The sequence below is a fragment of the Thermopirellula anaerolimosa genome, from assembly GCF_054657335.1.
Window position 1 is genome coordinate 2,814,718 of record NZ_BAAHYX010000006.1, and the last position, 23,478, is coordinate 2,838,195.

Consider the following 23,478-nt stretch of genomic DNA (forward strand, 5'->3'; position numbering starts at 1 on the left):
CTGCTCGTCGCCCTCTGCGCGAGGGCGCGGATTGAAACTGTGGAGTTGCCATAGTTGTATTTGCACACAGAGGTCGCCCTCTGCGCGAGGGCGCGGATTGAAACTATCACGAACATAATCCAGTGGTAGGTAGGCCGCTGTCGCCCTCTGCGCGAGGGCGCGGATTGAAACAATCAGTACCATGTGGCAAGCGCTCGACAGCTAAGTCGCCCTCTGCGCGAGGGCGCGGATTGAAACCGATGACTCCGGGACAACAGGTGGCTTGGATTTCGTCGCCCTCTGCGCGAGGGCGCGGATTGAAACATGCGAGTATTGTTACCTGCACCGCCCCGACTTCAGTCGCCCTCTGCGCGAGGGCGCGGATTGAAACAATAACGCACCCAAGACAGGCGATGCGTCGAACGTCGCCCTCTGCGCGAGGGCGCGGATTGAAACATGGGCATCAGGACAATGCCGCTCGTCGATGATTGTCGCCCTCTGCGCGAGGGCGCGGATTGAAACAATCCGAAACTCCGGCGGCCTTTCTCGCATCTTCGGTCGCCCTCTGCGCGAGGGCGCGGATTGAAACTTAATCGATGACACGACGGCTTCGGGCGGCACGTTGTCGCCCTCTGCGCGAGGGCGCGGATTGAAACGATGAGCACGCCGTCGATGTCGGTGGCAATGCAGGTCGCCCTCTGCGCGAGGGCGCGGATTGAAACGCACGCACGCCGTAGATTGCCGCCGTCACGACTGTCGCCCTCTGCGCGAGGGCGCGGATTGAAACCATCGACGGATGCCCCGAGGCCTGCGCGATCAAGTCGCCCTCTGCGCGAGGGCGCGGATTGAAACTGTTCGACGTGCTACTACTGCGATGTCTGCGACGGTCGCCCTCTGCGCGAGGGCGCGGATTGAAACATCAGCCCGGCTGACGACGCGCTCGCCCAGCGCAGTCGCCCTCTGCGCGAGGGCGCGGATTGAAACCTGAAGGTCCTTTCCACCAACGCCGACAAGACCCGTCGCCCTCTGCGCGAGGGCGCGGATTGAAACGGCGGACCGGATGCGGCGCCCGTCCCAGAAACGGAGTCGCCCTCTGCGCGAGGGCGCGGATTGAAACGCGAGCGGGGCTGCCGCTCCTGCTGCACAAGCCGTAGTCGCCCTCTGCGCGAGGGCGCGGATTGAAACTTGTTCGCCGTCGGCGCCGTGCTGTAGGACCACTGTCGCCCTCTGCGCGAGGGCGCGGATTGAAACTTCGCTATCTTCGCGGTGGCCGCGGTCCGCGCCTACGGGTCGCCCTCTGCGCGAGGGCGCGGATTGAAACCTGGATGACGTGGAATATGCGAAGGTCAAGGCCGCGTCGCCCTCTGCGCGAGGGCGCGGATTGAAACATCGCCACACCGGCCCCGACCACGGCCGCCGCGATGTCGCCCTCTGCGCGAGGGCGCGGATTGAAACACGATAGGGCCGTCGAGCGCGAGCACGGAGAAACGTCGCCCTCTGCGCGAGGGCGCGGATTGAAACGATGCCGCCGGTCGTACCCGACTCATCGCACGGCATGTCGCCCTCTGCGCGAGGGCGCGGATTGAAACATGTTGCCAATGTTGGCAGCAACGAAGGAACCTGTCGCCCTCTGCGCGAGGGCGCGGATTGAAACGATGGGTTTGGCTGGATACCTGAAAGTTACTTCGTCGCCCTCTGCGCGAGGGCGCGGATTGAAACAGAGAAGGAAGGCGTGTGCACGGCACAGACTGTTGTCGCCCTCTGCGCGAGGGCGCGGATTGAAACGTCTTCACAGGCTTACAGCGATTGCATATGCCGGGTCGCCCTCTGCGCGAGGGCGCGGATTGAAACATCCGGGCGTGACTTGAAGCCTGGGCCGGGTGCTGTCGCCCTCTGCGCGAGGGCGCGGATTGAAACGAACGCGTGTCCACAGCGACACCGACCGTAGCGATGTCGCCCTCTGCGCGAGGGCGCGGATTGAAACGAGCAGTGCAGGAAATGCGAGGCGCAGGCCGGATGTCGCCCTCTGCGCGAGGGCGCGGATTGAAACGCCCTCTGCCACTGGTTGGTATCGGTTGCGAGACTCTGTCGCCCTCTGCGCGAGGGCGCGGATTGAAACATCCCGCGCCCGGATCGGTGATCGTCCCCAACCTCGGTCGCCCTCTGCGCGAGGGCGCGGATTGAAACGATAGCGGTCGTCAGTGCCGCCTCGATCTCCTGCGGGTCGCCCTCTGCGCGAGGGCGCGGATTGAAACAGCATACCGAGGCCAAACCATCTTCCGCCGCAAAGGTCGCCCTCTGCGCGAGGGCGCGGATTGAAACCTGAGCCAGCGTCTGGATTGCAGCTTTGACTTTGGGTCGCCCTCTGCGCGAGGGCGCGGATTGAAACTGTGGCTCTTACCGGTTCCAGTTGTGTCTTCCCGGTCGCCCTCTGCGCGAGGGCGCGGATTGAAACCTGGGACGGATCGCCGCTACCAGGCGACGCTTGGCGTCGCCCTCTGCGCGAGGGCGCGGATTGAAACCCTCAAGCCATTTCATGGTTTGCTCACGGTATTTGTCGCCCTCTGCGCGAGGGCGCGGATTGAAACTCTGGACCCTCCGGGGAACGATAGATGCAGGTGTGTCGCCCTCTGCGCGAGGGCGCGGATTGAAACTTCCACTGGCTCCGCCGCCGCTCCCCCGCCGCACCGGTCGCCCTCTGCGCGAGGGCGCGGATTGAAACAACCATTCCTCGTACTCAGGTCCTTCATCCCAGCAGGTCGCCCTCTGCGCGAGGGCGCGGATTGAAACTGTCCCCACCGTCGCCGCCGTCTGGAACGTCACCGTCGCCCTCTGCGCGAGGGCGCGGATTGAAACTGGTGGGACATCGCGGCGATTCGATGGTGCTCGCGTCGCCCTCTGCGCGAGGGCGCGGATTGAAACACTTGATCCGTATGCCCGCAGCTGAATTTCGCTGTCGCCCTCTGCGCGAGGGCGCGGATTGAAACAACAATATGGATCCGCCACGCCGGACCCAACACAGGTCGCCCTCTGCGCGAGGGCGCGGATTGAAACCCTTGGAGTCGTAGGCTGGTGGGCGGCCAGGGTGGTCGCCCTCTGCGCGAGGGCGCGGATTGAAACACGCTGGAGGCCGGGACGCGGGGCGGAGACAGCCGCGTCGCCCTCTGCGCGAGGGCGCGGATTGAAACATGGAATCGACTTGGTTAACAGTCCTCGCATCTTGTCGCCCTCTGCGCGAGGGCGCGGATTGAAACTCTTCGAGGCTCAATCCGGCCTCGGCGGCGATGGGGTCGCCCTCTGCGCGAGGGCGCGGATTGAAACCATTTGGTCGGACAGGGCCATAAAGCTGCGGGCGGGTCGCCCTCTGCGCGAGGGCGCGGATTGAAACATCACCTCGCTTGTCTGTTGCCCCTGGTAGTCCGTCGCCCTCTGCGCGAGGGCGCGGATTGAAACCGAAATGCGATTCAGTGGGTGTGTGCGGGCCGTGGTGTCGCCCTCTGCGCGAGGGCGCGGATTGAAACTCGAGGGCTTGGCAGTCTAGAGAGCCAAGGAAGGGTCGCCCTCTGCGCGAGGGCGCGGATTGAAACTTTTGCGTTGTCCAGCAGGTGTTTCATGGTACCGATGTCGCCCTCTGCGCGAGGGCGCGGATTGAAACACTAGAGGGTGTGGCCATATCGGCTCCCCCCCTGAGTCGCCCTCTGCGCGAGGGCGCGGATTGAAACATCGACATAACGGATGACGGACAGTACCTCATGAAGTCGCCCTCTGCGCGAGGGCGCGGATTGAAACACCAAGGAAATGGTAGCACATACCCAGCTACTGATGTCGCCCTCTGCGCGAGGGCGCGGATTGAAACAGGCCGCCGCGCCTCTGCGAGAGGCGCGGATTGAAAGTCGCCCTCTGCGCGAGGGCGCGGATTGAAACAAAATTCCGGCCGACGCGCGCGCGCGCGAATAAGTCGCCCTCTGCGCGAGGGCGCGGATTGAAACCTGAGCCGTGAGGTACTCCACCAATGGCGGGGCTGTCGCCCTCTGCGCGAGGGCGCGGATTGAAACAATCATTGAAAGCGCCTCGTGGATATAGAGGGTGTGTCGCCCTCTGCGCGAGGGCGCGGATTGAAACTTCTGGTTCCGCCGCCGCCCCCGCCGCCCTGTGGTCGCCCTCTGCGCGAGGGCGCGGATTGAAACTACTCACTTACTCACTTACTTTCCCGCTTCCCTTTAGTCGCCCTCTGCGCGAGGGCGCGGATTGAAACACTAGTGACCAACACATTCGCGCACAAAAACGCGGTCGCCCTCTGCGCGAGGGCGCGGATTGAAACCTGTCGTCCTCTGCGAGAGGCGCGAATTGAAACCGCGTCGCCCTCTGCGCGAGGGCGCGGATTGAAACCAAGACGCCACAAAAATCAGCCTTTTTCAACCCGAAGTCGCCCTCTGCGCGAGGGCGCGGATTGAAACCCGGACGATTTACCGAGCTCCAACACGCCGCCGCTTGTCGCCCTCTGCGCGAGGGCGCGGATTGAAACAGGGCGGCCCGCAGCAGACTACTTCCCCGAATGATAGTCGCCCTCTGCGCGAGGGCGCGGATTGAAACGATGGTCTCGACTTGCAATTCCTGCAGCATGAAAGTCGCCCTCTGCGCGAGGGCGCGGATTGAAACAACCGTATCCGCCATTGCCTGCGCTCGGCTGGTCGTCGCCCTCTGCGCGAGGGCGCGGATTGAAACAACCGTATCCGCCATTGCCTGCGCTCGGCTGGTCGTCGCCCTCTGCGCGAGGGCGCGGATTGAAACTTATGGCGTTTCATTTTTCTCTCCTCATCGCTATAGTCGCCCTCTGCGCGAGGGCGCGGATTGAAACCCGGAGAGAGGCCCGCGAGTTGTTCGATCGTGAGGCGTCGCCCTCTGCGCGAGGGCGCGGATTGAAACCCCGTTGGGGGGCTTCCCCCCCCGTGCCTCCGTTGCGTCGCCCTCTGCGCGAGGGCGCGGATTGAAACCATGGCTACAGGTTCGTGCTGCTCCGGGGGTACGGAGTCGCCCTCTGCGCGAGGGCGCGGATTGAAACATCCAAGTTGGAGTATACCCAAAAGCGGGCTTGAGGTCGCCCTCTGCGCGAGGGCGCGGATTGAAACTATTGCCTCACTGTAAAGGGCGACGCCGTTCCGCTGTCGCCCTCTGCGCGAGGGCGCGGATTGAAACTTCGCCTTTCACCACGCTTCTACATCAACGATAAATGTCGCCCTCTGCGCGAGGGCGCGGATTGAAACCGCTTCAACTAGCGATGCCACGACCTGCTCGTCGTCGCCCTCTGCGCGAGGGCGCGGATTGAAACCTTCTCGACGTGGAGCCTCCACCACTCGCACGCCAGTCGCCCTCTGCGCGAGGGCGCGGATTGAAACACGAAGCTCAGACCATAGAAAACGTTCACCGGCGCGTCGCCCTCTGCGCGAGGGCGCGGATTGAAACATGTGTGTGCCAACAACACGGCGACGAATCCGGCTGTCGCCCTCTGCGCGAGGGCGCGGATTGAAACAGGACGAGGCGCGCGCTGAAACGAGAATAGCTGAGTCGCCCTCTGCGCGAGGGCGCGGATTGAAACTCCTCGACGCGGCCTCAGGACGAGGCGCGCGCTGAGTCGCCCTCTGCGCGAGGGCGCGGATTGAAACCTCGCGGGAGGAAGCGGAGGAACGGCGGAAGTAGCCGTCGCCCTCTGCGCGAGGGCGCGGATTGAAACATCCAGGAACAGAATTCCCGGGTTATCGCACAAAGTCGCCCTCTGCGCGAGGGCGCGGATTGAAACGCTGATAGCGACAATTCCTGGGATTGAGTTCCAGGTCGCCCTCTGCGCGAGGGCGCGGATTGAAACCTGGGCGCAGGCCCAGTCGCGGGACGGCGACCTAGTCGCCCTCTGCGCGAGGGCGCGGATTGAAACCGCGAGGCGCCGACCTTGAAGCTGAGCAGCAGGCCGTCGCCCTCTGCGCGAGGGCGCGGATTGAAACTGGGGCCTCTAGGGCCTCGCGGAGCTGGTGAACATGTCGCCCTCTGCGCGAGGGCGCGGATTGAAACGCTGCCCTCACTGAGTCGCTCCGGGATTGCGGAGTCGCCCTCTGCGCGAGGGCGCGGATTGAAACTTCTGATGCGGGCGTGCCCGGTTGCGTCTTGGGTCGTCGCCCTCTGCGCGAGGGCGCGGATTGAAACTGATAGGCTTTCTGGGGATTTGATATCAGTGGCAGTCGCCCTCTGCGCGAGGGCGCGGATTGAAACATCTGAAGCTCGTATCCGTTCTCCCACAGCCGAGTCGCCCTCTGCGCGAGGGCGCGGATTGAAACCGTAGTGGAAATGGCTCGGAAATTCCGCCGGAAGTCGCCCTCTGCGCGAGGGCGCGGATTGAAACGAGCTGCAATTCGGCTGGAAGCGCCAAGGCTCTGGGTCGCCCTCTGCGCGAGGGCGCGGATTGAAACCCATCCGTTGTGGCCGGCGATCGGACGGACACCGTGTCGCCCTCTGCGCGAGGGCGCGGATTGAAACCACGGGCTTTCAATTCCGCAACCCTCGAGAGGTAGGTCGCCCTCTGCGCGAGGGCGCGGATTGAAACTCTCGCAAGTGCGAAGATAAAACCAGGAAAGGGAAGTCGCCCTCTGCGCGAGGGCGCGGATTGAAACCCTCCGTTTCCGCACCATTATATTGGCGGCCGTTCGGGTCGCCCTCTGCGCGAGGGCGCGGATTGAAACTCGGCCGACGCGCGCGACATCGAGTGCGGCGGCGGGTCGCCCTCTGCGCGAGGGCGCGGATTGAAACCAATTCTCGGATTCAATCCGAGATTTCATAGTCGAGGTCGCCCTCTGCGCGAGGGCGCGGATTGAAACCAGCCGGGGTTGCCGCGGTTCGACCCGAACCGCCGTCGCCCTCTGCGCGAGGGCGCGGATTGAAACATTTTCGCCTTCCCTCCGACTCCTCCTTCGAGAATGCGTCGCCCTCTGCGCGAGGGCGCGGATTGAAACTGATACGTTTCAAAATTCTCTCGATTCGCCGCAGCAGGGTCGCCCTCTGCGCGAGGGCGCGGATTGAAACCTGGAACATTTGTCGCCCTCTGCGCGAGGGCGCGGGTCGCCCTCTGCGCGAGGGCGCGGATTGAAACCATCTTCCTTCCTTTCCACCTTATGGTTCCGCGGCGTCGCCCTCTGCGCGAGGGCGCGGATTGAAACCCGATTCCGCAAATTCCGAATTGGCGGGGGGATAGTCGCCCTCTGCGCGAGGGCGCGGATTGAAACCCGTTGTGGGCGTTCTCGCCGACGACGCGAACTCTGTCGCCCTCTGCGCGAGGGCGCGGATTGAAACGAGCGGCCCCCGGGCCGACGCGCGCGCGCGACAGTGTCGCCCTCTGCGCGAGGGCGCGGATTGAAACGGGGCGCAAGATCGAGGATGCATCTCTGGATGAAATGTCGCCCTCTGCGCGAGGGCGCGGATTGAAACCCCGACATAGAATCGAAAATGTATCGAGTCGCGGTGTCGCCCTCTGCGCGAGGGCGCGGATTGAAACGCCGCTCCGCCCGCGGCTCAGAGCTAACCGTTTGTAGTCGCCCTCTGCGCGAGGGCGCGGATTGAAACAACGCGATATTATTTGCGTTCTCTAAGATGAATTCCGTCGCCCTCTGCGCGAGGGCGCGGATTGAAACCTCGGATCGCCCGAGGGCAATTTGGATGATTTTGTCGCCCTCTGCGCGAGGGCGCGGATTGAAACCGGAATTTGCGGAATTGGCGGGAAAAATCTGCTGTCGCCCTCTGCGCGAGGGCGCGGATTGAAACAGCCTTGGACGGTTTGCCCGCTGGGGGCCGGTGTGGGTCGCCCTCTGCGCGAGGGCGCGGATTGAAACTCAATTGTGCAATTCTCGGATGGACTCCGAGAAGTCGCCCTCTGCGCGAGGGCGCGGATTGAAACCGATGGCGCGCCACCGCGGCCCCAGATGAGAGAGTGTCGCCCTCTGCGCGAGGGCGCGGATTGAAACCGATCCTTACCGCGGCGCGGATTTCGTCAAGGCTGTCGCCCTCTGCGCGAGGGCGCGGATTGAAACGTAAGCCGTAGGGGCTGATCCATTTGAAAGATAGGTCGCCCTCTGCGCGAGGGCGCGGATTGAAACTTGAGAACGCGATTCCATTTGCGTTCTCTAGGAGAGTCGCCCTCTGCGCGAGGGCGCGGATTGAAACCGCTCCGCCGCTCTCGATTTCAATCCGCGCCCTCGGTCGCCCTCTGCGCGAGGGCGCGGATTGAAACCTCGCACGTCGGCCCGGTGAGGGCCGCTCAAGCGTGTCGCCCTCTGCGCGAGGGCGCGGATTGAAACCTCTTCCGCGTAAAATGTATGCTTTGGGACACGAAAGTCGCCCTCTGCGCGAGGGCGCGGATTGAAACCCTCCGTTTCCGCACCATTATATTGGCGGCCGTTCGTCGCCCTCTGCGCGAGGGCGCGGATTGAAACATATTCCACATACCGGACGGGGCGAAAATCCCCGTCGCCCTCTGCGCGAGGGCGCGGATTGAAACCCTCGCGCCCCCCAAGGGCGATTTGGATGATTCGCGTCGCCCTCTGCGCGAGGGCGCGGATTGAAACCGACCCGAACCGCGGCGCGGATTTCGTCAATGCTTGTCGCCCTCTGCGCGAGGGCGCGGATTGAAACCCTCGCGCCCCCCAAGGGCGATTTGGATGATTCGCGTCGCCCTCTGCGCGAGGGCGCGGATTGAAACGACGCGGGCCGCTCCCCGACGTAGAATCGAAAATGTCGCCCTCTGCGCGAGGGCGCGGATTGAAACTCGGATGGATTCCGAGAATTGTATCACCGAAAGGTCGCCCTCTGCGCGAGGGCGCGGATTGAAACGATGCGGCTTTATCGCGCGCGCGCGTCCGCTTGGTGTCGCCCTCTGCGCGAGGGCGCGGATTGAAACTCGTCCGCTCCGCCGCTCTCGATGCGGCTTTATCGTCGCCCTCTGCGCGAGGGCGCGGATTGAAACCGGCGGCGGAGCGGAATTCCAAGCGGACGCGCGGTCGCCCTCTGCGCGAGGGCGCGGATTGAAACCGGCGGCGGACGGCCGAAAAAAAATCCACATCCCCGTCGCCCTCTGCGCGAGGGCGCGGATTGAAACCATTCACGAAGCGTTGTCAATTATACACTACATAGTCGCCCTCTGCGCGAGGGCGCGGATTGAAACATTCGGCTGTTCCCCGTCGCCCTCTGCGCGAGGGGTCGCCCTCTGCGCGAGGGCGCGGATTGAAACTTCGATGTCGGGGTGCTTATCTCCGCAATCGCCTGTCGCCCTCTGCGCGAGGGCGCGGATTGAAACCCATGAATCGCTGCATTGGTTTGTCCTTCGGATTAGTCGCCCTCTGCGCGAGGGCGCGGATTGAAACCGCCGTCACGTCCCAGAGACGGCGGCCAGTCCAAGTCGCCCTCTGCGCGAGGGCGCGGATTGAAACGCCCGATTGCCCACTATGCCTCGCCGGTCACCCGGGTCGCCCTCTGCGCGAGGGCGCGGATTGAAACTCCTGTTCGTGGTTGTGGGCATCAGATTACGTGAGGTCGCCCTCTGCGCGAGGGCGCGGATTGAAACCCTCCGTTGACGCACCATTATATTGGCGGCCGTTCGTCGCCCTCTGCGCGAGGGCGCGGATTGAAACACCTCTGCTGAAGAAGCGTCCCTCCGGGAGGAGGTCGCCCTCTGCGCGAGGGCGCGGATTGAAACTTTTCGCCTTCCCTCCGCTTCCTCTTTGGAGAAGTCGCCCTCTGCGCGAGGGCGCGGATTGAAACATATTGGCGGCCGTTCGGGCCCCCACGTGCCGGCTTGTCGCCCTCTGCGCGAGGGCGCGGATTGAAACCCACTTGGCTCCACCGACACTCCGTCACGGTCCGCCGGTCGCCCTCTGCGCGAGGGCGCGGATTGAAACACACTTTTCGGCCCGCACGCCGAGCGCGAGCGCGTCGCCCTCTGCGCGAGGGCGCGGATTGAAACAGGTAAATGAAATCCAACACGCAAACCCAGAAATCCCGTCGCCCTCTGCGCGAGGGCGCGGATTGAAACAAGCGTAGACACGCGAGCGTATCCTACGGCCACAGGTCGCCCTCTGCGCGAGGGCGCGGATTGAAACCATCCGCGTCATCCCTCGCAGCGAGTGGTCCGACGGTCGCCCTCTGCGCGAGGGCGCGGATTGAAACCGTCGAGCGTGATTCGCGGTATAACCTGCACGGTCGTCGCCCTCTGCGCGAGGGCGCGGATTGAAACACCAATCGTCGCCGGAATGCATCTCGATTTCCACGTCGCCCTCTGCGCGAGGGCGCGGATTGAAACCTCATCGAAGCCGCCGGCAAATGCAGGCTGAAATGGTCGCCCTCTGCGCGAGGGCGCGGATTGAAACTTCGATGTCGGGGTGCTTATCTCCGCAATCGCCTGTCGCCCTCTGCGCGAGGGCGCGGATTGAAACCCATGAATCGCTGCATTGGTTTGTCCTTCGGATTAGTCGCCCTCTGCGCGAGGGCGCGGATTGAAACTTTCTATTATTATTATATCGGCATATCGCGATGCGGTCGCCCTCTGCGCGAGGGCGCGGATTGAAACCGTCGAGCGTGATTCGCGGTATAACCTGCACGGTCGTCGCCCTCTGCGCGAGGGCGCGGATTGAAACCTCATCGAAGCCGCCGGCAAATGCAGGCTGAAATGGTCGCCCTCTGCGCGAGGGCGCGGATTGAAACTTCGATGTCGGGGTGCTTATCTCCGCAATCGCCTGTCGCCCTCTGCGCGAGGGCGCGGATTGAAACCCATGAATCGCTGCATTGGTTTGTCCTTCGGATTAGTCGCCCTCTGCGCGAGGGCGCGGATTGAAACTTTCTATTATTATTATATCGGCATATCGCGATGCGGTCGCCCTCTGCGCGAGGGCGCGGATTGAAACTTTCTGCATGTCGGCGAGGCGGGAGTCCAGGCCGGTCGCCCTCTGCGCGAGGGCGCGGATTGAAACATGCCTTAACGCACAATACAGATAAACAGCCTTGTCGCCCTCTGCGCGAGGGCGCGGATTGAAACTTTATGCGCCGTTGTGCGTGTTTGTTGGCGTGCCGCGTCGCCCTCTGCGCGAGGGCGCGGATTGAAACTACGTACATCGACGGATTGAATCCGTCAATGTACGTCGCCCTCTGCGCGAGGGCGCGGATTGAAACTCTGGCGTTCAATTCCTGGAGGACGCGCCTCCTCCCGTCGCCCTCTGCGCGAGGGCGCGGATTGAAACGCGCTTCGCCCAACCCCATGGCATTTCAGTCGATTGTCGCCCTCTGCGCGAGGGCGCGGATTGAAACAGGTAAATGAAATCCAACACGCAAACCCAGAAATCCCGTCGCCCTCTGCGCGAGGGCGCGGATTGAAACAAGCGTAGACACGCGAGCGTATCCTACGGCCACAGGTCGCCCTCTGCGCGAGGGCGCGGATTGAAACCATCCGCGTCATCCCTCGCAGCGAGTGGTCCGACGGTCGCCCTCTGCGCGAGGGCGCGGATTGAAACCGTCGAGCGTGATTCGCGGTATAACCTGCACGGTCGTCGCCCTCTGCGCGAGGGCGCGGATTGAAACACCAATCGTCGCCGGAATGCATCTCGATTTCCACGTCGCCCTCTGCGCGAGGGCGCGGATTGAAACCTCATCGAAGCCGCCGGCAAATGCAGGCTGAAATGGTCGCCCTCTGCGCGAGGGCGCGGATTGAAACCAAAATGGAGAACGGCGTTTAGGTGCTCCTCGGGAGTCGCCCTCTGCGCGAGGGCGCGGATTGAAACGAGGGCGACGAACTGCTCAGGCTGGAGCGCGACTTGTCGCCCTCTGCGCGAGGGCGCGGATTGAAACTCGCCCCGCTGGAGACCAGAGCGGAGCGAGCTCAGTCGCCCTCTGCGCGAGGGCGCGGATTGAAACAACGATGAAAAAAAATCCATATCCCAGCCCCAATGTCGCCCTCTGCGCGAGGGCGCGGATTGAAACTCTTGCATTTTGCGTCCCAGGTGGGGGGGTATGGCCGTCGCCCTCTGCGCGAGGGCGCGGATTGAAACCATAACCGTATTCAACTCCGGTCTTCCCGATCAGGTCGCCCTCTGCGCGAGGGCGCGGATTGAAACGCGAACAATCATGGCAATCAACCTCGATGTACTCTGTGTCGCCCTCTGCGCGAGGGCGCGGATTGAAACATCCTTGATCCCTCCGGAAGGAGGGATTCAATGTACGTCGCCCTCTGCGCGAGGGCGCGGATTGAAACGAACACGCTAATGAAATCGCCTTCTCCCGCGAGGGTCGCCCTCTGCGCGAGGGCGCGGATTGAAACCATTTCTTCTTCCTCCATTTCTGTCCGCGGCACGGTCGCCCTCTGCGCGAGGGCGCGGATTGAAACGACGAGTGGATCACCCAACCCTTTCCACCCACATCGGGTCGCCCTCTGCGCGAGGGCGCGGATTGAAACCTCGGTCAACAGGCCGAGAGCGATTTCAATGATGCGGTCGCCCTCTGCGCGAGGGCGCGGATTGAAACGATGTGGCCTGCGGGAGAAATCCGTAGGCGGGGAGTCGCCCTCTGCGCGAGGGCGCGGATTGAAACCATTTCTTCTTCCTCCATTTCTTTTTGCCCGCGGTCGCCCTCTGCGCGAGGGCGCGGATTGAAACTGCATCCCACTCGATGAGCTTATCCGCAGCCCAGTCGCCCTCTGCGCGAGGGCGCGGATTGAAACTCATTGAAATCGCTCTTGGACGGAGCGTCGAAGAGTCGCCCTCTGCGCGAGGGCGCGGATTGAAACCAGGCCTGAACCCACATCGGTCCCGCCTCGGGAATGTCGCCCTCTGCGCGAGGGCGCGGATTGAAACATTTCGGACCGCGCCCAGGCATCGAGACCCAGAGTCGCCCTCTGCGCGAGGGCGCGGATTGAAACTTGTCCATCGCTTCCTCCTTTTTGTTCGGTGCGGGGTCGCCCTCTGCGCGAGGGCGCGGATTGAAACACCGGGGAGTACAAGGCCACGCTATTCGCACTCACGGTCGCCCTCTGCGCGAGGGCGCGGATTGAAACCGCCGAGCGCGATTTGGATAATTCGCCTCTTGTCGTCGCCCTCTGCGCGAGGGCGCGGATTGAAACACAATGCCTCGTGCAGGTAGAGCGTATGGCCATGTCGCCCTCTGCGCGAGGGCGCGGATTGAAACGATCCGACTTTCCCGCCCTCGCCGCCGCCATCGAGTCGCCCTCTGCGCGAGGGCGCGGATTGAAACTGCCGTCTACTCCCCGGATGATCCGGCGGTGCAGGTCGCCCTCTGCGCGAGGGCGCGGATTGAAACTTCCAGGTTCGCGGCACGGACGACGACCTCGCCGGGTCGCCCTCTGCGCGAGGGCGCGGATTGAAACCTACGATGAAACCTGCATGTGGAGGCATATTGAAGTCGCCCTCTGCGCGAGGGCGCGGATTGAAACCAATGCGCACCGCCTCTCGGATTTCCTCCATCGTGTCGCCCTCTGCGCGAGGGCGCGGATTGAAACGATGTCGGGCGCGGACTGAAACGCCATCATCCGCGTCGCCCTCTGCGCGAGGGCGCGGATTGAAACGGCCAGGATATATGGGATGGCACCGTGCGCTACGTCGCCCTCTGCGCGAGGGCGCGGATTGAAACGCCCGGCAAGCGGAATTTTCGCCGGGATTCCGTGTCGCCCTCTGCGCGAGGGCGCGGATTGAAACCCCGTGCGGGGGCGCGGTGGATGACCGTCCGGGTCGCCCTCTGCGCGAGGGCGCGGATTGAAACCAAGTACAGGGTGTGCCCGTACCCGCTTCCGCCCCGTCGCCCTCTGCGCGAGGGCGCGGATTGAAACCGGTGTACGGCGGTGCGGCGGCGGGTCGCGGGGGGGTCGCCCTCTGCGCGAGGGCGCGGATTGAAACTAGGAAATCGTCGCGGTCTTGGTTGTGGTAAGTGGTCGCCCTCTGCGCGAGGGCGCGGATTGAAACATCACCACGCAGCACTTCCCGCGGCATCCATGCCGGTCGCCCTCTGCGCGAGGGCGCGGATTGAAACAATTCACAAGGCATTTCGGTGGAGGGAATTACGATGTCGCCCTCTGCGCGAGGGCGCGGATTGAAACGAAGCCGCGAGACTTGAACTCGTCCTTGATTTCGTCGCCCTCTGCGCGAGGGCGCGGATTGAAACAGGTTATATTGTCGAATAATGTCTTTTACGATTGGTCGCCCTCTGCGCGAGGGCGCGGATTGAAACCCACTTGGACCCACATTGGCCCGGCTTCGGGGATCGTCGCCCTCTGCGCGAGGGCGCGGATTGAAACAGGGCCCATCGCGTGCGGCCCCGTGCGGGGCGCGTCGCCCTCTGCGCGAGGGCGCGGATTGAAACGCTCAGAGGGCGGCCGTGGGCGAAGATATAGTCGTCGCCCTCTGCGCGAGGGCGCGGATTGAAACTGATGTGGTCGTTGCTCCAAGGGAGGGAAAAGATTGTCGCCCTCTGCGCGAGGGCGCGGATTGAAACGAAATCGGGGGCTTCCGACCATCGCGGGGGCGTCGGTCGCCCTCTGCGCGAGGGCGCGGATTGAAACGGTGATCCCGGAAGCTGGACCAATGTGTGTTCAGGGTCGCCCTCTGCGCGAGGGCGCGGATTGAAACTACTGGCGTTCTCGAGTATAAAGTCTCGAATTGATGTCGCCCTCTGCGCGAGGGCGCGGATTGAAACCAGGCGCGGCGCATTATATGTGGAATTCGCTATTGTCGCCCTCTGGGCGAGGGCGCGGATTGAAACAACAGATTTTTCATTCAGACTTCACGCACTCGCGCGTCGCCCTCTGCGCGAGGGCGCGGATTGAAACAGCTTGAGCTTGAAGTAGTCGCCGCTCTGCCGGAGTCGCCCTCTGCGCGAGGGCGCGGATTGAAACCAGACCTATTATTTCAGCATCGCGCCAGGACCTCGGTCGCCCTCTGCGCGAGGGCGCGGATTGAAACAGGGGGCGCTTCGGCCGACGCGCGCGCGGCGGCAGGCCGCCCTCTGCGCGAGGGCGCGGATTGAAACTGTTGATATGTGGGCGCGCAATTTCGCCGCACGGGGCCGCCCTCTGCGCGAGGGCGCGGATTGAAACCGCGGAATCCGGCGGACAGACACAGAGCGGCTTCGGCCGCCCTCTGCGCGAGGGCGCGGATTGAAACGGCGTCGGCGGGCGATTCGACGGCGGCGAGTTTCCAGCCGCCCTCTGCGCGAGGGCGCGGATTGAAACCCCATATCCGAAACATTCCCGCCCTGGAGCAGCCGCCGCCCTCTGCGCGAGGGCGCGGATTGAAACCGGATGGTTGCCGTTGGTTTGGGTAGTCGGCAGGGGCCGCCCTCTGCGCGAGGGCGCGGATTGAAACTCCCAAGCCTCGATCGTTCCTCCGTCTCCTGCGGGCGCCGCCCTCTGCGCGAGGGCGCGGATTGAAACCAATAAAACAAAAAACCACCAAAGCACGCACCCATGCCGCCCTCTGCGCGAGGGCGCGGATTGAAACCAATGCGCCACGACTTGACATGTACGACCCATCCGGGCCGCCCTCTGCGCGAGGGCGCGGATTGAAACCTCTTCGACGCCAACCACTGGAAAACCTTTCTCAGCCGCCCTCTGCGCGAGGGCGCGGATTGAAACCGACCCATCCGGGAGGATGGATTCGATGTAGCGCCGCCGCCCTCTGCGCGAGGGCGCGGATTGAAACGTAAGCGGCGGCGTGCTGGAGCTCGGCAAATCGTGCCGCCCTCTGCGCGAGGGCGCGGATTGAAACAACTTCCCACGCCATCGCAACTCCCTTTCTATTTTGGTCGCCCTCTGCGCGAGGGCGCGGATTGAAACTTCTCTATTTGCTTCCCGGTGTTCTCCAATATGAAGTCGCCCTCTGCGCGAGGGCGCGGATTGAAACATTCACTTAATAATAATACTTATAGCTTTGGGAACCTCTGCACAACAACCGTCCGGCAGCAGTATAATACGACCATGTTTGGGGACTAAGATAGAGGCGCATCGACATTAGGACGGGTGATGATGGCGAGGAAGGACGGTTCATCGCAGCGGACGTTGGCGACGGGCGGCTTCGATGTGATGCGCAAACCGACCCGACGGCATGAGTTCCTCCGGATGATGAACCGAGTCATGCCGTGGCAAGGACTCGTGAAACTCGTGGAGCCGTTCTATCCCAAGAGCGACCAACCCGGCCGACCGGTCAAGCCGCTGATCTGGATGCTGAAGCTCTATTTCCTCCAAATCTGGTACGGCCTCTCCGACCCGCGTACGGAGGAGCTGATGCACGATAGTCACGCCGTACAGGAGTTTTTGGGTCTCGACCTGGGCAAGGACGCCCCGCCGGATGAGACGACGATCTGTCGGTTCCGACACCTGATCGAGAGGCACGACCTGGGAAAGAGTCTGCTGGAGACGGTGAATCGGCATCTGGCGGAGCATGGGATCAAGGTGCGGGAGGGGACGATCGTGGACGCCACGGTGATCCACGCCCCGACCTCGACGAAGAACGAGGCGAAGAGTCGCGATCCGGAGATGGGGAGCACGTCTTTGAGATAATAAACCACGTGTTCGGCTGGAGGAAGACGCGGTTTCGGGGGATATTCAAGAACCTGCAGTATGCGTTGGGGGTGGCGAGCGCCGTGAATATCTGCCTTCACCGCTGGGCGATCCTGCGGAGTATGAACTTGTCCGACGCGGGATAGAGCGGCCATAGTGCGCGCTCACGCGGCGACGGCCCGATAAACCGGGCGACATAGACAACATATAGACCTTATACACTCCACTCATCCGCCATTTAGAGCCGACAATAAGGCTGAGATACTCGAACCGCCGCAGTCGCGGAGGTTGTTCAGGGGTTCCGAAAGATAGCCGTAGGAAAGCATGCATTGGTCGAACGCACCGGACTCGATCAAGGCCAGGGCCTTGTGAAAATAACTATGGGCAGAAAAGCCGATAAAACAAGTGATTTTCTCCTCGCGCAGCCTAACCAATTCGTCGTGGATGTTCATTGCCTGGGCAACGGTCATCTGTTCGAGCCCGGGAGTGCCGTGGAGTAAAAGTCCGTCCACATAATCGGTCTTCAATTGCCCGAGCGAGTTCTCCACAGCCGGACGCACCTCGACCGGATCGGTGGTTTCCACTTTTGTAACAAGGTACACGTGCCGACGGACATCCTTCAGAGCCTCTCCGAAGATTCGCTGGCTTTCGCCGTAATTGGCCGCGATGTCGAAGTAGCGTATACCACGCCGATAGGCGTAGCGGACCAGTTCAATCCGTTCGTCGACCGACAACGGGCTGCCCCAATGGCTCACCAGCGCCGCTCCGCCATAACCCAAGATCGGCAGGCTTTCTCCGAGCTTGCCGAACTCCCGTACCGGGAGCCGATCGGCTGGCAAATCAGCCGGTTGTTGCATTGCAGCAGGCGTTCCTTCGCTAACTGCAACCATCGCCCCGACCGCACCGGCGGAAAAGAAGCTCCGGCGGTTGATCGATCGTTGCCATGCTGCGTTGTGTGTACTCACGCTCTGTCCTTTCCCGTGGCTCCGGCGCTGGTTTGTCTGTTGCAGTCTAGCGGAATTATCTCGCCCTGTTCGGGCGCACCCTTAATGAACGCCGTGCGCGGTCCGGCATACTCGTACCTTGCCGCATACTGATACGTGCACAGCTTGGTGTCAAGAATCAATTGCGCTGACCCATGGCCATTTTATTTGGCGGCGCAAAACATTTTCGGTCCCCCGTACGCCGTTTTCCAGGCTTGGGGAATCTTTTCAGGAACCTCTGCACAACAACCGTCCGGCAGCAGTATAATACGGCCATAATTGGGAACACGATAGAGCCGCATCGACATTAGGACGGTGATCATGGCGAGGAAGGACGGTTCATCGCAGCGGACGTTGGCGACGGGCGGCTTCGACGTGATGCGCAAACCCACCCGACGGCAGAGAGTGCCGGATGACGGGTAAGGTGGCGGTTTCGGGGGATATTCAAGAATCTTTAATATGCGTTGGGGGTGGCGAGCGGCGTGAATATCTACCTTCACCGTCATGCGATTCTGCGGAGTATGACCTTGCCCGGTGCGGGTTAGAGCGTTAATATTGCGCGCTCACGCGGTGACGAACCGATAAACCGGGCGGCACAGAGAACCGATAGACCTTATAAACCCCGCTTGTCCGCCCTGTGAATCCGAAAACACAACCGAGATACTCGAGCTTCCGAAGTCGCGGAGGTTGTTCAGGGGTTCCTTTTCTAGGACCTCGCTTGCGCTCACTAGCGTTATATCCCCCGTCTTGACGCGGTCGAAGTCCTCCATCCTCGCCCGTTGTGTCGGGCTTATTCATAATGTCTCCATACCACCCTCTTTGCGAATGGTTGATAAGCGGGTTTCTATGTGCGCCGCAAGGGGCATTTCTACTGGAATATAAAAGCCGGAGTGCGTGAAGCTGGCAAAGGATGGTGTATCCGGCGCAGAGGTTTGAGGCGGGACGCTTGATGCGCGCAGGGCGCGGGGGAGAAAGGGAGGCCGCGGACCGCCGTTGTGATCCGGCGGCAGAATCGGATATTGACACGGCGCGCAAAAGCGTCGCCGGTTGGAACCGGCGACGCAGGGATGGTTTTTCGGATTGCCGAAGCGGTTGCTTGTTTGCCTGTCACACGTGAACGAGTTCGCGGGAGGCGATGCGGCGCTCGCGGGCCGCGGTCGTGTCGGCGACCAACCGCATGGTGACCGACCATTGGCCGTTTTCATCAGGCCGGACGAGCCAGTAGGGCTGCACGGCGACCGACTGATGGACCAATTCGAATCCGCCCTCCGATTGGCTGACCGTCTCGATGGGAAAGGCGCGAATGCCGCCGGGGACGGAGATCAAGAGGCGAAGATCGATCCCTTGCCATTGGTCGATCAGCCCTAAGCCGGCGGTCTCGGGTAAGTTCACCCGGGCGCCCAGGTGGCCGAGGCGCTTGCCGAAGGGGTCCACGAAGTAGCGATCATCCGCACCGCCGGGCAAGCCCGCGAAGTTGAACTCCACGGCGAATTGGCAGGCGAAGTGCGGCGGAAGATTCTCTAAGCGGTATGCAATCTCCAAAACGGAACTGCCTTCGCTGAGCAGGACGGCCTTGGTGAGCCGGATCGATTGACCGCCCGCCGTCCCTTGCCGCGTCATCATCACGCGCACGCGGTCGGGATTGGCGTGGATCGCGGCTTCGTACGGCGCCGCGTGGAAATCCCCCACGAGAACGGCCTCGCCCGACTCGGCGGCCTCCGGCGTGGTGTCCGGGTTGTAAAAGAGATCGACCAAGCTCTTGCGGGGATAAGGGTCGTAGCGGACGTGCCGGTCGAGATTCGCCTGCTTGAAGACGACCCGCTCGTGAATGCTGGCGCAACCGGAGTCGCCGCGATGCTCGCCTTGAAGGACCTTTCGGTGATACGCCTCGGGCCGACGCATCATGCCGGCCCCTAGGTTCAACCGGATTTCGCGGACGTCCAGTTCGTACATCATGCCGCCCTCGTGCGGGGCGATAAATGCGGCGAGCTGATCGTTGGCCACGCGAATTTCGGGTTTGCCGTCGAAGTTGTAATCCTCGGCACGGGCATCGATCCAGACATCCCCTTGCCGCGACCACTTTTCCAGGATCGTGTCGGCGGCGATCAGGTGATGATAGATGGCGTTGCGAAGGTGCGGCAGGTAAATGCCGCCGAACGCTCCGTGCCAATACGGGCAATTGCACTGGCCGCGGTACAGGTGGAGTTGCGCCTCACGAAGATCGGGGTTGGCCGCATCGCCTTGCAAGGCCGATTGGAGGCGGCGACTGACATTCATCATGCGGGCGTACATTTCGTCGGCTTCGCGGTACTTGACGCGGAAGTTCCGCCAAAAACCGCCGCGAAGAAACGACCGGATGCGATCCCAGCGCGGGTCGTGCTCCATCTCGTGACGGACGGACTCGAGTTCCTCCTGCCGGGCGGTGGGTAACGCCCATTCCGTCATTTCGCGGTAGCTGCAATCGGGCAGATAGATCTTGCCGCGGGGAGAAATCCGTTCGTACACCTCGCCCAAGGTGGAGACGCGGAGCCAATCGGCGTTGGCCGACAGGGCTTCGAAGAACCGCTCCAGCCAGCGGTCGTGATAGACGTGCTTTTTGGTCTCCGGCCAGGTGCCGAATTTCTCCCCGTCGTCGCCGAATACGACCACCGCGCCAGGCCGACGCTCCGCCAGGGCGCGGACGTGATCGATGGTCGCCTGGGGATCGGCGAAGGGAATGGTGTACCGGAGGCGTTCGCTGCCGGGAAAGACCGCCATCAAGCGGCCCTCGTCTTCGGTCAGATAATAGCCGTCCAGGTCCTCGTCGCGGAGTCCGGCGGCCTTGAAATGATAGTCGTCCAGGATGGCATACTCGATCCCGGCGTCCACGACGTCGCGGGTAAATGACTGCTCCCAAACCCGTTCGGGAAACCACATGCCGCGGACCTCGGCCCCCAGGCGGTCGCGCAGCCATTTTGTGTAGCGCCGAATCTGTCCGACGCGATCCGCCGACGGGATCATCGCCAAGATGGGTTCATAAAAGGGACCGCCGATGATCTCGATCCTGCCGTCTCGAACCAGGGACGCCACCCAGTCGAGGTAGCCGGGTTGATTCTGATCGAGCCACTCCATCAACGGGCCGCTGGTGTGGAGCGAGATCTTGATGTCGGGGTAGCGAGCGAAGACCTCGAGAAATGGGCGGTAGCTGTCCTCGTAGGCCTGACGGAAGACGTGGTCGAAGTTGCCGATGGGCTGGTGATTGTGCAGGAGCAGAACGAGGTGGGCCGTCGGTGTCATCGTGGTTGATTCACACGGGGCTAGGGTTCAGGGCGGGACGTCGCAAGCGGCACACGCTGCCGCCAAGCTCTCTTGTTTATGGCATCGGCAATCTCTCTCTGTCTGCTTCAGTTTGCCTAATCGTTTCATCTTCGGATTCCGGGCACTTTTCGAGGCTTTGGCGCAGTTCCTGGGCCGCTTGTTCCGGATAAACCGGATTGATGTAGAACCCGCTTCCCCATTCGAATCCCGCCGCCTTCGCGAACGCCGGAAGTACTTCGATGTGCCAGTGGTAGTGTTCCAGGGGCAAACCGCCCAACGGTGCCGTGTGAAACACCAGGTTGTAAGCCGGGGGGCGGACAACGGTCTCCACCGCCGTCAGGACCCTGCGGAGCACGCCGGCCAAGTCGCGGATCTCGTCGTCCGTGATGGTCTGAAAGTGTGAGGCGTGGCGGTTCGGCAAGATCCACGTCTCGTAGCCGAACCGAGAAGCGAACGGGCAAAAGGCGGTGAATCGCGGGGAGAGATAGACGCCTCGCGGTGAATCGGTTTCCGCGCGGAGCATGCGACAATACACGCATCGCCCCGAAGCGTCGAATTGGGCCTTGGCTCCGTGCAGTTCGGCGTCAGGAAGGCTGGGAATGGTGGGCAGGGCGATGAGCTGACTATGGATGTGTTCCAGCGACGCGCCCGCCTCCGCACCCATATTTTTGAATAGCATCACCGACGAAAGTCCGGGATGGGTTTCCAGGGCCTCGAACCGTCGGCGATACGTTGCCAAAGCGAGGACGATCTCGTCCGTGGTCAGTTGCGTCAGACTGGAAACGTGCCGCGGTGATTCGATGATGACCTCGTGGATGCCGTGGCCGGGTCGGGCCTGGTAAAGTGCATGGTCGGGCGATGAGGGCAAATTGAACTCGCCGTCTAACACGGCGGGAAACTTGTTGGGCACCACTCGGATCTTCCAGCCCGGGCCGTTCGGCAACGTGCCCGGGTCCCGGACGCACAGCACCTCGGCAGGCGTCTCGCTCTCGTTTCCCTCGCAGAACGGACACAAGCGACCGGTCGATCGCCGCGGGGCAATTTCGAAGTCCTGCGGTCGTTTCCCCCGGTTGTCCGCAATGATGACCCAGCGATCGACGATGGGATCTTTCCGCAGCTCGGGCATGGTGATCCTCAAGGGCTGAAATACTCTTATTATCCCGACGATTTGCATTTTGGGAACGCCGCTTCTATCCTGATGGCATCATCGGCGGAATCGCCGCGGAGTCCGGCGCGGCTCGTCACTTTCGTCGGAGCGCGGTGACACGGATGGGTTGACGATTTCCGGCCCAGTCCCCCGATGGCCGTCTCGCCAATGTCCGGCCAAAGGATTCAAGGAGCAGCACCATGGCAGCATGCGGAACAAGGGAAGCTCTCATGGGTCGCATCCGACATCTCTTTGTTGGGGCGACGATCGGCGGTAGCCTGCTTTTCGCGGCGATGATTCCGCCGTGCCTCGCCGAGGGGCCGACCGTACCTGACGATGCCCTGCCGAATGCGCGACCGGTGCCCGTGCTGCAAGTCGTACCTTTGCCGTACGATCAGGCGGCGTTCGTCTTGGCGGACGGTCGCGAGATAACGCGCTTCCATTACGGTCCGCAGTTGCAGCGTCCGTTCCTGTTTCCCCTGGCAGGTCCCGATGGGATTTCGCTGACTCGGATGGGACACCCCCACGACCCGGTGACGCACAGCCATCACAACTCCGTTTGGATGTCCCATCAAAACCTGGCGGGCGAGGACTTTTGGAAGGACGGCCCCGGACCGCGGATCCGCTGCCGCAACATCCTGCGATACGAAGACGCGATCGGCGACGGCACGGATACGCCCGCCGCGGCCTGGCTCTTGGCCGACCTGGAATGGCTCTCTTCCGATGGGACTCCGCTGTTTCGGGAACTCCGCCGCGTGGCGGTGAGAGTCGCCGTCCCGCGCGAGAGTGCGGCTTGGCTCCGTGATGCGTCGGCGGCGCCGTACTATTTGGTCGTCTGGGACAGCGAATTCCGATGTCCCGGCAACACCGCCGTCACCTTCAACGCCACCCCGTTCGGCTTGATGGCGGTGCGTGTGGCCAAGACCATCGGGGTGCGGGACGGCGGGGGGCGCATCCTCGACAGCGAGGGTCGGCGAAACGAGTCCGAGATCTTCCGGAAACCCGCACGCTGGGTGGACTACAGTGGGCCGATCGGACCGGGCAAGCAGGCGGGAGCGGCGCTGTTCGATCATCCCGCCAACCCCGGCCATCCGACTCCCTTTCATGTTCGGGATGACGGTTGGATGGGGGCCTGCTTGACGCTTAATAACCCCGTGGAAGTGACGCCCGACAAGCCGCTGCGATTACGATACGGCGTCTGGGCCCACGGCGGCGTACCGACTCGCGAAACCGTGGAAAGGGTCTGGCGACCGTTTGCCGAAGAATCGCCCCCGGACTTGGGTCCGTGATGCCGTCACACCGACCGGAGGATGGCCCCACGGCGACGCGCCGCGACCGAGTCGGCGGTTTTTTCGGTCTCAAACGGTCCATGCTTGTCGGAGCGGAATAGGCACGAGCACGCATGAAACGCGCATAAAAAAGGCGCACACCGCGAAGGCTGCGCCTACAAGCAAAAGACCATCAACGTTAACCGCCTAGCAAACGCG

General features: G+C 62.7%; 5 protein-coding genes and 1 CRISPR repeat array (1 of these 6 only partly in view). Of the genes, 2 read left to right on the forward strand and 3 right to left on the reverse strand.

The window, feature by feature from the left end; genetic code table 11:
- Positions 1–15,908: direct repeats of the CRISPR family, unit length 32 nt; unit sequence GTCGCCCTCTGCGCGAGGGCGCGGATTGAAAC; it begins 4,657 nt to the left of the window's first position.
- A 119-nt stretch (positions 15,909–16,027) separates the two neighbouring features.
- On the forward strand, positions 16,028–16,564 hold the full coding sequence (locus ACYQ6J_RS16140) for an IS5 family transposase (RefSeq protein WP_460185221.1): 537 nt from the start codon (positions 16,028–16,030) through the stop codon (positions 16,562–16,564).
- 227 nt (positions 16,565–16,791) lie between these two features.
- Here the strand turns inward: ACYQ6J_RS16140 and ACYQ6J_RS16145 are convergent, their stop codons facing one another.
- The 3 genes from ACYQ6J_RS16145 to ACYQ6J_RS16155 form a co-directional block, all read right to left on the reverse strand.
- A complete protein-coding gene (locus tag ACYQ6J_RS16145) occupies positions 16,792–17,529 on the reverse strand; it encodes an aldo/keto reductase (RefSeq protein WP_460185222.1) in 738 nt (245 codons plus the stop codon).
- A 1,125-nt stretch (positions 17,530–18,654) separates the two neighbouring features.
- On the reverse strand, positions 18,655–20,823 hold the full coding sequence (locus ACYQ6J_RS16150; RefSeq protein WP_460185223.1) for an alpha-amylase/4-alpha-glucanotransferase domain-containing protein: 2,169 nt from the start codon (positions 20,821–20,823) through the stop codon (positions 18,655–18,657).
- A 76-nt stretch (positions 20,824–20,899) separates the two neighbouring features.
- Positions 20,900–21,970, reverse strand: a complete 1,071-nt coding sequence (locus ACYQ6J_RS16155) for a galactose-1-phosphate uridylyltransferase (RefSeq protein WP_460185224.1) — start codon at positions 21,968–21,970, stop codon at positions 20,900–20,902.
- A gap of 251 nt (positions 21,971–22,221) precedes the next feature.
- Here ACYQ6J_RS16155 and ACYQ6J_RS16160 point away from each other — a divergent pair, with 251 nt between their 5' ends.
- Positions 22,222–23,280, forward strand: coding sequence for a DUF6807 domain-containing protein (locus ACYQ6J_RS16160; protein ID WP_460185225.1), 1,059 nt, complete (start codon positions 22,222–22,224; stop codon positions 23,278–23,280).
- Positions 23,281–23,478 lie beyond the last annotated feature (198 nt).

Excerpts from the sequence above, each read along its gene's own strand:
- ACYQ6J_RS16155 (WP_460185224.1), bottom strand. The coding sequence starts at position 21,970 with ATGCCCGAGCTGCGGAAAGATCCCATCGTCGATCGCTGGGTCATCATT.
- ACYQ6J_RS16160 (WP_460185225.1), top strand. The coding sequence starts at position 22,222 with ATGGGTCGCATCCGACATCTCTTTGTTGGGGCGACGATCGGCGGTAGC.
- ACYQ6J_RS16140 (WP_460185221.1), top strand. The coding sequence starts at position 16,028 with ATGATGGCGAGGAAGGACGGTTCATCGCAGCGGACGTTGGCGACGGGC.
- ACYQ6J_RS16150 (WP_460185223.1), bottom strand. The coding sequence starts at position 20,823 with ATGACACCGACGGCCCACCTCGTTCTGCTCCTGCACAATCACCAGCCC.